This is a genomic window from uncultured Shewanella sp. (assembly GCF_947501225.1).
Taxonomy (GTDB): domain Bacteria; phylum Pseudomonadota; class Gammaproteobacteria; order Enterobacterales; family Shewanellaceae; genus Shewanella.
This window is the reverse complement of record NZ_CANMUW010000003.1, coordinates 36,844-51,567: the sequence shown is the minus strand read 5'-3', so window position 1 is coordinate 51,567 and position 14,724 is coordinate 36,844. Positions and strand designations below refer to the sequence as shown.

At 48.8% G+C, this 14,724-nt stretch carries 8 protein-coding genes; 4 read left to right on the top strand and 4 right to left on the bottom strand.

Going from position 1 to position 14,724, the window contains the following annotated elements; translation table 11 throughout:
* Positions 1 to 355 precede the first annotated feature (355 nt).
* Positions 356 to 1,402, top strand: coding sequence for a DUF4382 domain-containing protein (locus Q1B47_RS05730; protein WP_299790006.1), 1,047 nt, complete (start codon positions 356 to 358; stop codon positions 1,400 to 1,402).
* Between the two features lie 85 nt (positions 1,403 to 1,487).
* Here the strand turns inward: Q1B47_RS05730 and Q1B47_RS05725 are convergent, their stop codons facing one another.
* The 4 genes from Q1B47_RS05725 to zntR form a co-directional block, all read right to left on the bottom strand.
* Entirely contained in the window at positions 1,488 to 3,467 is a 1,980-nt protein-coding gene (locus Q1B47_RS05725) for a S9 family peptidase (RefSeq protein ID WP_299790003.1), read from the bottom strand.
* A 337-nt stretch (positions 3,468 to 3,804) separates the two neighbouring features.
* Complete coding sequence (locus Q1B47_RS05720) at positions 3,805 to 5,643, bottom strand: cytochrome c3 family protein (protein ID WP_299790000.1); 1,839 nt, start codon at positions 5,641 to 5,643, stop codon at positions 3,805 to 3,807.
* A 550-nt stretch (positions 5,644 to 6,193) separates the two neighbouring features.
* Positions 6,194 to 7,537, bottom strand: coding sequence for an SO_0444 family Cu/Zn efflux transporter (locus Q1B47_RS05715; RefSeq protein WP_299789997.1), 1,344 nt, complete (start codon positions 7,535 to 7,537; stop codon positions 6,194 to 6,196).
* A gap of 2 nt (positions 7,538 to 7,539) precedes the next feature.
* A complete protein-coding gene (gene zntR, locus Q1B47_RS05710; protein WP_299789994.1) occupies positions 7,540 to 8,019 on the bottom strand; it encodes a Zn(2+)-responsive transcriptional regulator in 480 nt (159 codons plus the stop codon).
* 314 nt (positions 8,020 to 8,333) lie between these two features.
* Here zntR and purH point away from each other — a divergent pair, with 314 nt between their 5' ends.
* The 3 genes from purH to Q1B47_RS05695 all read left to right on the top strand — a co-directional run bounded on the left by purH (position 8,334) and on the right by Q1B47_RS05695 (position 14,697).
* Positions 8,334 to 9,941: a bifunctional phosphoribosylaminoimidazolecarboxamide formyltransferase/IMP cyclohydrolase gene (purH, locus tag Q1B47_RS05705; RefSeq protein ID WP_299789991.1), complete on the top strand. Its 1,608-nt coding sequence runs from the start codon at positions 8,334 to 8,336 to the stop codon at positions 9,939 to 9,941.
* Positions 9,942 to 10,119: 178 nt separating this feature from the next.
* On the top strand, positions 10,120 to 11,412 hold the full coding sequence (gene purD / locus Q1B47_RS05700; protein WP_299789988.1) for a phosphoribosylamine--glycine ligase: 1,293 nt from the start codon (positions 10,120 to 10,122) through the stop codon (positions 11,410 to 11,412).
* A gap of 285 nt (positions 11,413 to 11,697) precedes the next feature.
* The gene (locus Q1B47_RS05695) at positions 11,698 to 14,697 is read left to right on the top strand and encodes a hypothetical protein (RefSeq protein ID WP_299789985.1); all 3,000 of its coding nucleotides are present in this window, start codon (positions 11,698 to 11,700) and stop codon (positions 14,695 to 14,697) included.
* Positions 14,698 to 14,724: the final 27 nt, after the last annotated feature.

The window sequence follows — 14,724 nt, the reverse complement described above, 5'->3', positions numbered from 1 at the left end:
TTTTTTTAAGGCTCAGTAATCATTAAGATGCTGAGCCTTTTTATTGCGTTTTATCTGCCCTTAATGCTTCAACCAACACGAGATAACACCACAAAATTCAGCCCTGACGGCTGGATACATTGTGAAAATAATCTTTAATCAGGTTAAATAGTTTTTATCGCCCGGCACTCCACCTCATGTCATCACTAACATCGGGGCTAAAAGACAGGCATTCGATGGACTTTTCACTCAGTATTCCTATCATTAGATGAGTGGAATTTATCATGCTCATGGATGAGACTATCGATTTGCAGACATCAATAATAACAGCAACCGCTCTGCAACTTTTAATGCTCTAAAACCCAATAGGTAACTTATGAAATACACTAAGACAATACTCGCTATCACCCTGACGAGTTTGCTTACAGCTTGTGGTGGCAGCGATGATGACTCGACCCCACCTCTGCCGGAGTCAGGAACATTCAGCCTGGGAGTTTCGGATAACCCTGCCGATGCCGAGATCGTTAACATCGCATTTAAGCAGGTCGTACTTAAGAACGATGAAGGCTCTATCTCTTTCGACGTCTCCGAAGATGGCGAACTTAAACATATCGATCTGCTAACCGTACAGGGAGCCGAGGTCGCGACGCTCGTCAGCGGTGAGACGGTCCCTGTTGGCGAATATCAGATGTGTATCTACATGCAAAAGAGCGAAACGGCAGATGAAAACAGCTCCTATGTTCAGACTGCCGATGGTATCGCCGGGCTAACCACCAACAGTAACGGCTCCTGCGGAGGCATTGGCGCCGAAGATGAAGATACCGGGCGTCTGTTCTTGAATAAAACCTTCACCATCGAAGAGGGAAGCAATACCTTCGTTGCCGAGTTCAATCTGGCCAAGGGCCTACAGTCGCCCCATGGCAATAAAGATTACTGGACATTGAAACCTACATCGGTTCAGCTGGTCAATGCCGCCGAGATAGGTGCAATTTCGGGTCAGATCAGCCCCGAAACCATGGCTAGCTGTGAAACTGCGGCTGTCGATCTGGGGTTAGCCGATGAATATAGTCCCGCCGTTTACCTCTATCCTATCGACACCTTGCTCACAGACATGGCCGACTTCAGGGCAGAAAATGAGCCTTACCTGCTGACCGAGGTCGCGCCAATGGCTTCAACAAGAGTGAACCCAATCCTGAATGAGGAGGAGGTCGAGATAGGTCATGGGTATGAGTTTGGTTTCCTCGATGCGGGCACCTACAGCCTTGGCTATACCTGCGTCTCCCAAAATGATGACCCCGATAATGCCGATAACCTGGAGAGCACACCAGCCTTCTTCATCCATATCGACGAGCAAACCGTCGAGGTTACACTTGGTGAAACGACAGAACGTCACTTCCCTGAGGCGTTTGTGCCGGAAGCTTAATAACAGCTATAAGCCAGCGCTGAATTAAATAATAAATAAGGCACTCGATTGAGTGCCTTATGCTATTTATAAGAGCGTATCTACCCTACTTGGTTGCGACCCGTTCCCCCGGATTTTTCAGCCCATCGCCTTTAAGATAGGTATCCAGAAACTTTACGTAGGCTTCCGATGCTGTAATACGGTTGTTTTTCTTGCTAAAACCATGCCCCTCATCATCAAACACCACATACTCCACCGGTACGCCGTTTTGCTTCACCTTTTCCACCAACTCATCACTCTCGATCTTAAGCACCCGGGGATCGTTCGCTCCCTGTATGACCATCAGAGGTTTAGTGATATTTTGAGCATGGAACAGAGGCGAAATGGCTCTGTGACGCTCTGCATCTGTAGCCGGATCGCCCATCTCGTCGTAGAGCGCTTTCTTAAACGACTCCCACCAGGGTGGAATCGACTCTAAGGTTCGTACCCAGTTGGTGACACCAAAGATATCGATGCCCACCTTAAACTCCTCCGGCTGGAAGGCTAACGCGGCGGCTGTCATGTATCCGCCATAGCTCCCCCCCATGATCCCAATCTTATCGGCATCGACCCAATTCAGGCCTTGAAGGTATCTCTTTCCATAGACAATATCCTGCAGATCGTTTTCACCATGATTCTTATCATCGAGATGGAAGAAGGTCTTACCATAACCAGAGCTGCCACGGTTATTGACCGCAAATACGGCATAGCCATGATTGATCAGATGCTGACGCATCGCACTGTATCCGGTGCGGCTTTGGCCACCCGGTCCGCCATGAACAAACACCACCGCAGGGCGCTTATTTTCAGCACTCGCCCCCTTAGGCTTAAACAGTAAGCCCGGCACCTCTAACCCATCGAAACTCTTGAAGCGCACCACTTCACTCGCCACCAGGTCACTGGGGTTAATCTTAGGATTCAGTGCCTGAGTTAGCTGTCTTGCCGCGCCGCTATCCATCTTCCAGACAAAGAGGTTAGAAGGTGAGGTATCTGAGTTGATATAAAATGATAAGGTGCTCTCATCTTTAGAGAAGTTCACACTTCGCAGATCGCCGGCGGGTAGCTGAGGCAGGCTCACCTCCCCTCCCGACTCGGTATCTAAAATGGTGATCCGGGTGCTGGCATCGGCATTGACACCACTGACACGATATCTGCCCGACTCAGAGAAGTAGACAAAGCTAACATTCCACTCATCTTTCACCGCTAAAGCATGCTCGCCAGTAGCAATCTCGTATTGCCAAACCTGTGAAAACTCTCCCTTGGCATCGGTGCTGTAATAGAGGGATTTACTGTCGGATGAGAAGGTCATCGGGCTGTAATTAGCAGGCTCCTTGTGCTCGCTGATCAATGTTGGCTTAAGAGTCCGGGTTCTGAGATCCAGCAGATATGTGTCACTATCCCTGTTGGTATGTGTTTTAGCCAATGAGAGGAGGTGCCCATCCGGCGACACTTCCGAAATATCAAAACCCTGTTCATTTTTAAAGACTAAGGTACGCTTATAGGTTTTTGCATCGTAACGATAAAGATCCATAAACTTAGGATCTCGCTCGTTAGTGGTGGCATAGAAGAACTCGCCGTCATTGGTAAAATTCACAAAATTAGCACGGGTATTTTCACTGTTTGTCAGATCTTTGATAGTCCCGTCGACCTCACGTACAAACAGATGATAGAGTTCATTGCCCCCCTCATCCTGAGTCAGCAGTACACGATCATCGTTAGGAAACCAGGATACCGGGTAGGTGGTATCTTTAAAGTTGGTCAGAGCCACCTTATTGCCGGAAGCAACATCCATCTTATAAAGATTAAAGATCCCGCTCTCGTCGGATCCCATCAGGATGGAGCGACCATCCGCCGAAAAGGAGGAACCAAAATAGGTCGTAGTTTCGAAGAAGGTCTTGGCATCATATTTCTGCACACTTGCCTGCACGGCAGTCGGGTCACTAACCGCGTGCTCATTAGAGTTTTTAGCTGAGTTTGAACACCCGGTAAGACCTAAACCTAAGGTTACGGCGAGCGCTATCGCACTAAGGTGAAGAGACGTTTTCATATTTCCCTCTTTAATTATCCCAAATATTTGGTTAGTCAAAAATCCATAAACTTCACACCATAATTAACCCTGACAGTTCTCAACCAAGGTTTATTAAGATGGGTATAACCTAGAGGAAAATGAACACAAAGGCGAATTGTCGGCTCAATGTAGCGCCCTTTCCACCCGCAAGTGTAAACGTCAGGCAACAAAAAGGGCCCCTCAGGGCCCTTGGCTAACTGAAGCTCCATCTGGTCTGTCACATCGCTATACAGTCTCTTAAAACGACGGTCTGCAGGGAACCGGGTAGCAATTCACTGGTTCACGAAGATCATACTCAGATGAAAGTCCATTTAACTTAACGTTTAAACACGTGGAACTTCTCAATACCATATGACTTACCTTCGGCGTGGCAAGTTGCACACGACTCCGAAGTTGGCAATGTATACCAGTCTTCAAGCTTTTCAACATTGATTTCACCACCTTGCTGCAACATGTGATTCTTAGCCGATTCATCATTATGACAAGCAAAGCAGTTAGCGGTTACCGGACTGGTCATCACACCCGATTCCCCACCGTTATAGGCTTTCGACAGGATATATTGATTAGGAATAGAATTGATATCGATACCTTCGGCATGACAGGCAACACAGTTTTCTGCATTTAACTTAGCAGCAGAATTTGCTTCACCATCGGGATCTGTCGCCGTGTTACCGACTCCCCAGTGCATGCTGTGAACCATTGGACCGAAGCCTGGTGCAGAGCCCTTAGCGTTGCGGTCCTGGCCATTGTTATGGCAAGCGATACAACCTAAGCCACCATCGTTATAGCTACCGTTTTTGTGATAGTTGCTACCATTGGTGTGACATGTTGTACAACTGTCCGCCGTGACAGAGTGTCGACGCGCATACTCTGTACCGGATAGAGCATCGGAGTATCCGTGAAGCGTTACGCCATCGTATCCCGCATCCTCCCCGAAGTTGAAGGTCACACGTGAGCTGGCGATGATCTCCAGGAATACCTCATCGAGCGATGAAAAACATAATGTTGCTGAGCCGGAAGCATCGAAGGTAGTGCTATATGAGCGGGCCGCACGACCCACAATTGACGCATTCTCGTAACCGTGCAGATAAGCACCGATATAAGAGATGGTTCCATCCGATGTTAAGCTCTGCAGATCTAACTGCTGCTCCCCCTTGAACAGAGAGATATCGGTACAGAACTCACCAGACTCATTGTTGTAAACCTGAGAGGTGGCCAGACTATGCTGTTCATGAACCGCTTTCTTCTCTCCTACCTTTTTATGGAACAACCGCATATCGCTTCCTTCATTAAAGGCATTGAAGGTGGCCGCTAAATTTGAAGTTTCAACACTTGCAGTATCATGACAATCGATACATGTCTGCTGTGAATAAACCGTCTCAATCGGTTCTGCGTGACAGGTATAACAGTTAGAGGGAGCGAAATCTTTTTCAAACTTCTGATGATTGATGTGACCAATCTTCTGCAGGCTATTCTTGGCATAGCCACCGGTATTCAATGAGCTGCCGCTATCATCAACATCGCGCGGGACATGGTTATGACAGGTCAGACATCCAGCCACCAGATCGGTTTCACCTTCGGCATTAATCGCCGTGTAACTCGAGTGCTTGATGGAGGAAGCCAGGAAATCCACGTGGCAGCTCTGGCATGTCGCCGTAGATGTTGTATGAATATTCTCGGTTTTATCGACCACAATATAACGTGACTTAGCAATATTGTCGCCACCACCAACAACCAGACGAATAAGGCCTTCGGTGCCCGCGTTTACCGCGGCCATGGGAGCGATAAACTCATAGCGGCCGTCTTGAGTCATAGTAAGGCTGGCACCTTCGGTAGAAACATTGGCACTACCACCGACAGAGCCGTCACGGCTACGCTGAATCCCCTTCTCGGTCAACTCTGCTACCTCCGCACTCGCCTGCTCGAGTCCGGTGATCAAAACCCCCTCTTCATTGGTGATCTCAAATTCGAATCGAACCAACCCCTCTTCAAGGCTGTGAGACAGCACCTCAACATTGGTAACCAAGGAGCCCCCTACCGTTGGAGGAGGCGGAGTCGTGCCGTCTTCGCCGTCTTTGCCATCACTTCCACAGGCAGTTACGCCCACTGCTCCAGCCACTACCAAAGCCAGATAACGTTTATTCAATACTTTCATCGCCACTCCCGATTTTTACTATTTTTTGATTGCAATCCTCTCGCCCCCGGTAAATACATTAACGTTTGCAGGGATAATTTTTTCCAAAAGAGGGCGAATTATTGAGCCGAGTCAAAGGAGTAGAGAGAAAAAATCAGAGTGATAACTAAACAGTAAAGAGCAGCGCCAAGAACATAAACAGTGTCGATAAAACAAGCAAACAATAAGGAGAAGGCTGAGCAACATTAAACACAGATGTTTCAGTTAATGTACACTGAAAACAGGATTAATTTGGCCAAACAAAAAACGGTAACAGATTGAATAATAGTGCCTTAGTCATCATCCGGCATTAGCATCACATCATCAGGCTCTGCGTTACACACAAACGGAAATTGCAACAATCAAACACGATAAGTTGAAGTTCACCAGTTCAAATCATTTGGCAAGCCGCCTTTTAACAAGTATCAAGCCACACCCTTTAAAGCGTTCCGATAATGATTATCAGGCAAAAAAAAAGGACCTTTCGAAGGCCCTGTTTAAACTAAATCAATATAAAAGGTTGGGGGTAAGCCTAAGAGCAGCAATCCCTTCTCCACCAGTTCTTAGGTAACTTCTCAAGCAGTACCTTAAGCATGAGTATCGCCAGCACAACACCAGATGTATACACCACGGCAGATGGCAACAGATTATGCTGTTCACCTATCTGAGGCATCACCACGAAACCATATGTTTCTACCAGATAGTTCACCAGAACACCTGATAACAGAGCAACACCTAACACCCCACCGAGATAACCGAACAGAGCACGCTTTCCCAGCTCCTTGGTGACGACACCTAATGTTGCAATATTCGTTGCAGGTCCAGCGAGCATAAATACCAGCACAGCCCCCGGGGAAACGCCAGCCAGGAGTAACCCAGCCGCTATAGGGGTCGACGCAGTGGCACAGATATACATAGGGATAGAGATGAGTACCATCACCAGCATGGCTAAAATGCCATCTCCCCATTTAGCCATGAAATCCCCCGGCACATAAGTTTGTACCAAAGCAGCGAAGAAGAGTCCGATCAATAACCAAACCGTAGTGTCACGTACCAGATCCGTTGCAGCAAAATGTAACCCCTTACCGATACGGCCGACAACCGAAGTGCCCTTCAGCTCTGTAGCCACATCTTTGGTCGATTCGCAGCAGCTTTCACTCTTATCACCAGCTTCACTCTCTTGCGTACTACAGCATGAAGATTTGCGTGCTTCAACTTTTGCCTTGCTGCTACAGCAAGATGAAACTTCTGGCTCCGCAGCTTTTGCCTTGCTACTACAACAAGATGAAACTTCTGGCTCCTCAGCTTTCTCCCCGCTACAGCAAGATGTAGACACAGGCTTTGCGCTAGTTAGTAATGGCTCAGTTGCAGCCATGGGTGTCATGCTCACTGCTTTCCTGCTCGATTCACTCTTGCTGCTACAGCAGGAGGGGATACCTTCATCGCTCTGTTTTACTTTGGGCTGCGTTTCTGCAGGAATATCATCATCTCTTCCAACCAGCAGGCCTGCAACTATGGCGCTGGTGACCGCCGCAATAGGCCTGACTACCGCCATGAATGGACCTAGCAACACATAAGATACGGTCACCGAATCGACACCTGTCTCGGGTGTCGATACCAGGAAAGAGGTCGTAGCCGCTTTAGATGCACCGGAGCGTCTCAGGCCTACCGCCGCGGGGATCACACCACAGGAACACAGAGGCAAAGGAGCACCGAGTACTGCCGCTTTTACCGTAGTCTTAACGCCGTGGCCACCCAGCTGTTTCTGCATCCATACCATAGGAACAAACATCTTCAGCATGCCTGCCAATAGCAGGCCCAATAATAACCAAGGGGCCGAATCTAAAAACAGGTCAATAAAATTTGCTAACAACATACCTAACCCTTACTTTGACAATTTTTTGTATACTGTGATTTATCATGATGATGAGCGTGATTTTCACACTTGATATTATCGGTATTCGACTCTAATGCTTCTAAGATAGAGCAATGTTCTGCACTCTCCGGGCCCCCGCAGCAGGCATCAGACAGGCGCTGGAGTGAGACCTGAAAATGGTTTAACTCAGAAATTTTTTCATTCACCTGAGTCAGCTTGCTATCCACTAAGCCCTTAACATCTGCACACGCCCAGTTAGACTTATCTAACTCGATGGAGAGAAGCTCTGTGATCTCGGCCAGGGTAAAACCGACGGCTTTAGCCCTTAAAATGAATCGCAGCCTGTCGGCATCATTCTCATTGTACAAGCGATAGCCTGAGTCGCTGCGCGACGAAGGCGATAACAGCCCATGCTTCTCATAAAACCTCAATGTGTCGGCTTTGACTTCACACAACTTAGACAGCTCACCGATTCGATACATATATCGCCCTTACCTATGATCATAACGAGTACTGAATACTTAAGAGTATAAACCTTGGAGTTAAATCTAAGGTCAAGGGTTATTGTGCGTCACTTTATGCATCTATGCTTGTTCTCCTACGCGTATTGTGAAATCGCGCAGAAAAAAACAGCCTGAAGATACTTTTTACGGTAAAATACGCGCGCTACGAAACGGGAGCTACTGAAAAAGCTAGAATTGAGGGGCTTTTGGAAAGCGGTTAAGCGTTAAAAATCTATGGTGCTGTTCTGTTTTCCGAAAGATCCTTAAAAATAACTACTGGACCCTGTACCCAAATGAATAATGCCAGACCCATTCGTCGCGCGCTGTTAAGCGTTTCAGATAAAACCGGAATCCTTGAGTTTGCAAAATCACTACATGCCCAAGGTGTTGAACTGCTATCTACTGGTGGCACCGCCCGCCTTTTGGCTGATAACGGTGTGCCTGTCATTGAAGTATCGGATCATACCGGACATCCTGAAATTATGGATGGTCGAGTTAAGACCCTGCACCCTAAAGTGCATGGCGGTATCTTAGCGCGCCGCGGTATCGACGAACTCGTCATGGAACAAAACAACATCAAACCTATCGATCTGGTTGCCGTCAATCTGTACCCATTTGCTGAAACGGTAGCTAAAGAGGGTTGTACCTTGGCCGATGCCGTCGAGAATATTGATATCGGCGGTCCGACTATGGTTCGTTCTACTGCGAAAAACCATAAAGACACCACCATCATAGTTAACGCTAGCGATTACGGGCGCGTCATTGCCGAGATGAATGCCAACGAAGGCAGCACGACACTGGAGACTCGTTTCGATCTCGCTATCGCAGCCTTCGAGCACACCGCGGCATACGATGGCATGATCGCCAACTACTTCGGCACTAAGGTTCCTGCCCACAGTAAAGATGAGTGTCATGAGAACGCTTTATGCGCTGAAGGCTCTAAGTTTCCGCGCACCTACAATACTCAACTGGTTAAGAAGCAAGATCTTCGCTATGGCGAGAACAGCCACCAGAGTGCGGCTTTCTATGTTGATACCAATATCGATGAGGCTTCTGTTGCTACAGCGACTCAACTGCAGGGCAAGGCGCTCTCTTATAACAATATCGCCGATACTGACTCTGCACTCGAGTGTGTGAAAGAGTTCAGTGAGCCTGCATGTGTCATCGTTAAACATGCCAACCCTTGCGGTGTGGCGATTGGTGAGAACTTGCTGGAAGCCTATAACCGCGCGTTCCAAACCGACCCCACATCGGCCTTCGGTGGCATCATCGCCTTCAACGCAGAACTTGATGCGGCAACCGCTACGGCGATTGTTGAGCGTCAATTTGTCGAAGTGATTATCGCCCCTAAGGTGAGTCAGGAAGCACGCGAAGTTGTCGCGGCTAAAGCAAACGTGCGTCTGCTCGAGTGCGGCGAGTGGGGCGCTAAGACCACCAGCATGGACTACAAGCGCGTTAACGGTGGACTTCTGTTGCAAGACAGAGATCAGGGGATGGTAGGTCCGGATGAGGTAAAAGTCGTCTCTAAGCGTCAACCAACCGAAGCCGAAATGAAAGATCTGATGTTCTGCTGGAAAGTGGCCAAGTTCGTTAAGTCTAACGCCATCGTTTACGCTAAAAACAGCATGACTATCGGTGTGGGCGCTGGCCAGATGAGCCGGGTATACAGTGCTAAGGTTGCAGGCATTAAGGCTGCCGACGAAGGATTAGAGGTGCAGGACTCTGTCATGGCATCCGATGCCTTCTTCCCGTTCCGTGATGGTATCGATGCTGCGGCAGCTGCCGGCATCAGCTGTATCATCCAGCCTGGTGGTTCGATTCGCGATGAGGAGATCATTGCCGCGGCAGATGAGCACGGCATGGCGATGGTATTTACCGGAATGCGTCACTTCCGCCATTAATTAGTTCGAGGTTCGGGGTTCGAACCTCGATCAGAATAAAGTTTTTGACACTTAGAGCAAAGCCATCAGCCCTTGAACAAGGAAAACACACGCTTTTTTTGGCAAGTAAGTACGCTAGTAAATGAGTATGTTTGACGCAGTACAAGGGTTATGGAGAAGCTATAAAGGATTAAAAAAAATGAATGTATTAGTCATAGGTGGCGGCGGTCGTGAACATGCTTTGGCCTGGAAGGCGGCGCAGTCTGCACAGGTCGAAAAAGTCTTTGTAGCCCCCGGTAATGCCGGCACATCGTTAGAGCCTAAACTGGAAAACGTAGCCATTAACGTCGAAGAGATCTCGGCGTTGGTCTCCTTCGCCAAAGAGCAAGATATCGAACTAACTATTGTTGGCCCTGAAGTACCATTGGCCCTCGGTGTTGTCGATGCCTTCAATGAAGCGGGTCTACCTATCTTTGGCCCTACCCAGGGAGCTGCACAGCTGGAGTCTTCAAAGGCCTTCACCAAAGATTTCCTGGCCCGTCATGATATCCCGACGGCGGCTTACTCAAACTTCGTCGAGATTGAACCGGCTAAGGCCTATGTCGCCAAAGTCACAGCAACCACCGGTTTTCCGATTGTGATTAAAGCCGATGGTTTAGCGGCGGGCAAGGGCGTTATCATCGCGGAAGATCAGGCTCAGGCCGATGCCGCAATTGAAGATATGCTTGCCGGCAACAAGTTTGGCGAAGCGGGCTCTCGTGTCGTAATCGAGGAGTTCCTCAAGGGGGAAGAAGCCAGCTTTATCGTCATGGTCGACGGTAAGAATATTCTCGCTATGGCCACCAGCCAAGATCATAAGGCACGCGATAACGGCGATAATGGCCCTAACACCGGCGGAATGGGTGCCTATTCACCGGCACCGGTAGTTACTCAGGCTGTCCATGATTGGACTATCGATAACGTTATCCGCCCGACGGTCGACGGTATGGCGGCAGAGGGCAATGTATATACTGGCTTTCTCTATGCCGGTCTCATGATCGCCGCCGATGGTAGCGCTAAGGTTTTAGAGTATAACTGCCGTTTCGGCGACCCTGAGACTCAACCTATAATGATGCGCCTGAAATCTGACTTAGTTGAGCTTTGTCTGGCCGCCACCCGTGGCGAATTAGATAAGGTCACAGCAGAGTTCGATGGACGCGCGGCGGTAGGTGTTGTGCTCGCAGCCGGTGGATACCCTGAATCATACCGCAAGCACGATGTGATTGAAGGTTTAGATCTGGGTAACAGTGATGCAAAGGTCTTCCATGCGGGCACATGCATGAAAGACGGCCATGTGGTTACCAACGGTGGTCGTGTTCTGTGCGCTACCGCTCTGGGCTGTAATGTCACCGAGGCACAAAGGATCGCATACGGGCTCGTCGATAAACTCCACTGGGATGATATCTACTTCCGTACCGATATCGCTTACCGGGCTATTTCACGAGAGAGCTGATACCTATAAAGTGATAACCGATAAAAAATAAGACTGAGATCACACTCATTCTCTCATGCACACTTAGTGCATAAAAAAGCACCTGATAACCTTACTCTTATCAGGTGCTTTATTTTTTAAGGGCTCAAGAAAAGCAGCAGAACAAATACCTCTTCAAAATGAATAATCATCGCAAAAATTAAATATTCTCCAATACAACAAACTATAAACACTGTAAAACATCATTGTTGCAGTGTTTTCATCTGTGTACACTCCAGCTCTTTAAAAATTTGGCTGGGGGGCCTGATGAGATACCTGTTATTAATAATCACCTTGTTTATTACCGCGTGCGGCGGTGGAGGTGATGAAGCAAGCACAACACCACAAGAGAAAATGACGCACCCGGGGCTCTCTTTATCTGATATCCGAATTGAATACTCACCCGGTGGCAGCCTGACCCCATCAATCAATGACGCTATTGGAAGTATCAGTTTCAGCTTAGCCGATGGCGCGGCTAATGACGTTGTGCAAATCAATCAAAACAGCCTGACCATATTAAATGCCGGTAAAACCAAGCTAATCGTTACCGATAGTGGTAACAAGCAGTATAAATCAACGAGCAGTTCATTTGATGTGACCGTCGACAGAGCCAGCCGTGATCCTCTGCTGACTAACAACTACTCCTACCCTTATGTCTCTGGTGCGACTCACAAAGTCAGCGTCGGCGGCGTCAAAGGTCAATTGCTTTATGAGCTCACGCCGGGTTATCCCGCTGATGTTGTCAAAATCGACATAGCAGGCTCCTTGATTGTATGGGGAGAGGGACAAACTCAAGTCACTGTCAAAGACGATGGCGGACGTAACTATCAAGCCAGTGAGAGCCAATTTTCAATCACGGTCGAAGCCGCAAACTCTCAGTTTGCCACTTATCAGGACATTACCAATAAACCACTGGTTATTGGTGGCACCTTGCTTCCGGAATATTCAGGCTCACCGAGCAGCGAGATAAGCTTCGCTATCGCCGAAAATGCCAATCAGGATGTGGTACAGATACACCCAGCCACAGGTGTAATGAACATTAAGGGAGCCGGCGAAACAGAAATCGTCGTCACCCAAACGGCCGAAGATAATCATCAGGATATCGCCACACAGACCTTCAAGGTCAGCATAAATAAAGCCGCTAACACCAGGTTTAAAGCGCCTGATATAACGATCCCATACGGGTTCGATGATGAGCCAAGACTACAAACAAGCGGGGCACAGGGAGCACTCACCTTTGAGATTGTCGATGGCGAGTCCACCGATGTGATCAACTTTATCAACAATGAAACCGGACAATACCGCTTCAGCGGTATCGGAAAGACTAAGGTGATGATCACAGACTCGGGAAACAGCAACTACCTGAGTAAGACGATCATTACTACGGTAAATGTCGAACGTGTTCAATCGGTGCCGCTCTCCTCGGTAGATCTTGAAAGTTCATATCAGCAAAACAAGGTGATATCGGCGCAGATCGCAAGCAGACAAGGAAAGCTAAGTTTCGCTCTCGCCAAAGGCAGCGCCACCGATGTGGTAAGCCTGGATGCACAAACGGGTCAGATGACAGTCCTCAAACCAGGTACAGCTGAGATCATTGTCACCGATGATGGTGGCCAGTACTACACGGCACAAACCACAAACTTCCTGGTGACGATCAACAAGCTCACTAACGATAAATTTACTGTCGATGACGATCTGCACGGTAATGTGGCAAATACGGTTTATACACCCACAGCCAAAGAAGCTCAGGGCGTCGTAACCTACGCGATCTCTCCTAAATCGACACCAGGCGTATTAACACAGGATCCCACGACCAAAGTCATCACACTGACCGGTGCCGGCCGTGGCTGGTTAACCGCCACCGATCATGGCAACGAGTACTACCACAGTCAAACGACTGACTTCATTGTCGATGTCGGTTTCGCCGATGGTTCGTTTACGGTTTCTGCCGTTTCGACTGGCTATGCTCCCGGTAAGGTCGTCACGATTCCGGTGGCCGGAGTCGTTGGAGAGCTGAGTTATGAGCTGGAGAACGGCCAGCCGGACGACGTAGCCAGTATCAATATTGTTGACCGTACTGTCACCATCAAGAATGCAGGGACAACCCACTACACCCTAACGGATTCAGGGGATGCCGGTATAGCCCCCCGCAGAGTGCAGTTAAGAGTATCGATAGCCAAGGCTGCAGAGAATGTTGATTTCAGTCTTAACTCTACTCTCATCGATACCGTGTTTGAGGAGGGTAAGCTGCTTACTTCACCATCTGTATCGGGAAATGCTGCAGAGAGTTCGATCAAATACTACGTCGACTATGGCGACAGACAGGTCGTCACTGCCGACTCAAATAGCGGCGCACTCACAGTTCAGGGAGCAGGATCGGCCCAGGTACAGGTGACCGAGGAGAGCCGCAACTTTGAGGATACGGTACGAAGCTTTACCGTTAACATAGCTAAGGCTAAGCATCCCGGTTTAAGCGTTGCGAAAGAGGTTCCCGGCGCGAGTTACTACCCGGGGCTTGAGATGGCACCTGCTGAACTGGCCAACCGATTCGGAGATCTTAGCTATAAGTTCACACACACAGAAAAGCCGGAAACATATGAGTTAAACCCAAATGGAACCTTGAGAGTACTCAAATACCCCTCATCCGGTACTAACACTTATGTCCGCATAACTGCCACAGATGACGGCGGTGATGATTACCTGCCAAGCTCTGTCGATTATGATGTTCATGTCAGGCCTATCGAAGAGGGGAGCGGCGAGCAGGCCGTACTCACATTCGACGGAAGCGACTTAGCTATCACCTCTCCCATCGATGTGGCCGCTGGAGATGTAACATACTTCTCGGCCTCCGATACCCGCTCGGAAGCGACGGCTCTGGGGGGAGACACTCAACAATCAGGTGGCTATGCCACTCAAACTGTTACCGTTTGTGAGAACCCATCAGACTTAAACAGTTGCACCTTAGCCACTGTCAGGCTGCAAAACACCAGCCATTGCCCCGACGGCAGTAAAATTGCTTACCCTGTAGGGGCAAAGATCCTTTATCAGTGCCCGGGACTCAAACAGCCGACACGCTCAGAAGTGACGGTTAGCTTCGATGAAAATGATGCCTTCAATGCATCCCTCTCTGCCGGCAGCTATCAATCTAAGGAACCAATCACCTTAGTACACTTTGCCAAGCCCTACCGCTCGGGAGGAGTCATCGAAATGGGTGATATTCAAGCCAGAGCATGGTGGCTTATCAAGGTCAACCTGACCGTAGACTAACGGTTTTATATCGCATCACTCCGGTGC

What these genes read in the sequence shown, in the direction of transcription:
- Q1B47_RS05730 (WP_299790006.1), top strand. Translation starts at nt 356, where the DNA reads ATGAAATACACTAAGACAATACTCGCTATCACCCTGACGAGTTTGCTT.
- purD (WP_299789988.1), top strand. Translation starts at nt 10,120, where the DNA reads ATGAATGTATTAGTCATAGGTGGCGGCGGTCGTGAACATGCTTTGGCC.
- purH (WP_299789991.1), top strand. Translation starts at nt 8,334, where the DNA reads ATGAATAATGCCAGACCCATTCGTCGCGCGCTGTTAAGCGTTTCAGAT.
- Q1B47_RS05715 (WP_299789997.1), bottom strand. Translation starts at nt 7,537, where the DNA reads ATGTTGTTAGCAAATTTTATTGACCTGTTTTTAGATTCGGCCCCTTGG.
- Q1B47_RS05720 (WP_299790000.1), bottom strand. Translation starts at nt 5,643, where the DNA reads ATGAAAGTATTGAATAAACGTTATCTGGCTTTGGTAGTGGCTGGAGCA.
- zntR (WP_299789994.1), bottom strand. Translation starts at nt 8,019, where the DNA reads ATGTATCGAATCGGTGAGCTGTCTAAGTTGTGTGAAGTCAAAGCCGAC.
- Q1B47_RS05725 (WP_299790003.1), bottom strand. Translation starts at nt 3,467, where the DNA reads ATGAAAACGTCTCTTCACCTTAGTGCGATAGCGCTCGCCGTAACCTTA.
- Q1B47_RS05695 (WP_299789985.1), top strand. Translation starts at nt 11,698, where the DNA reads ATGAGATACCTGTTATTAATAATCACCTTGTTTATTACCGCGTGCGGC.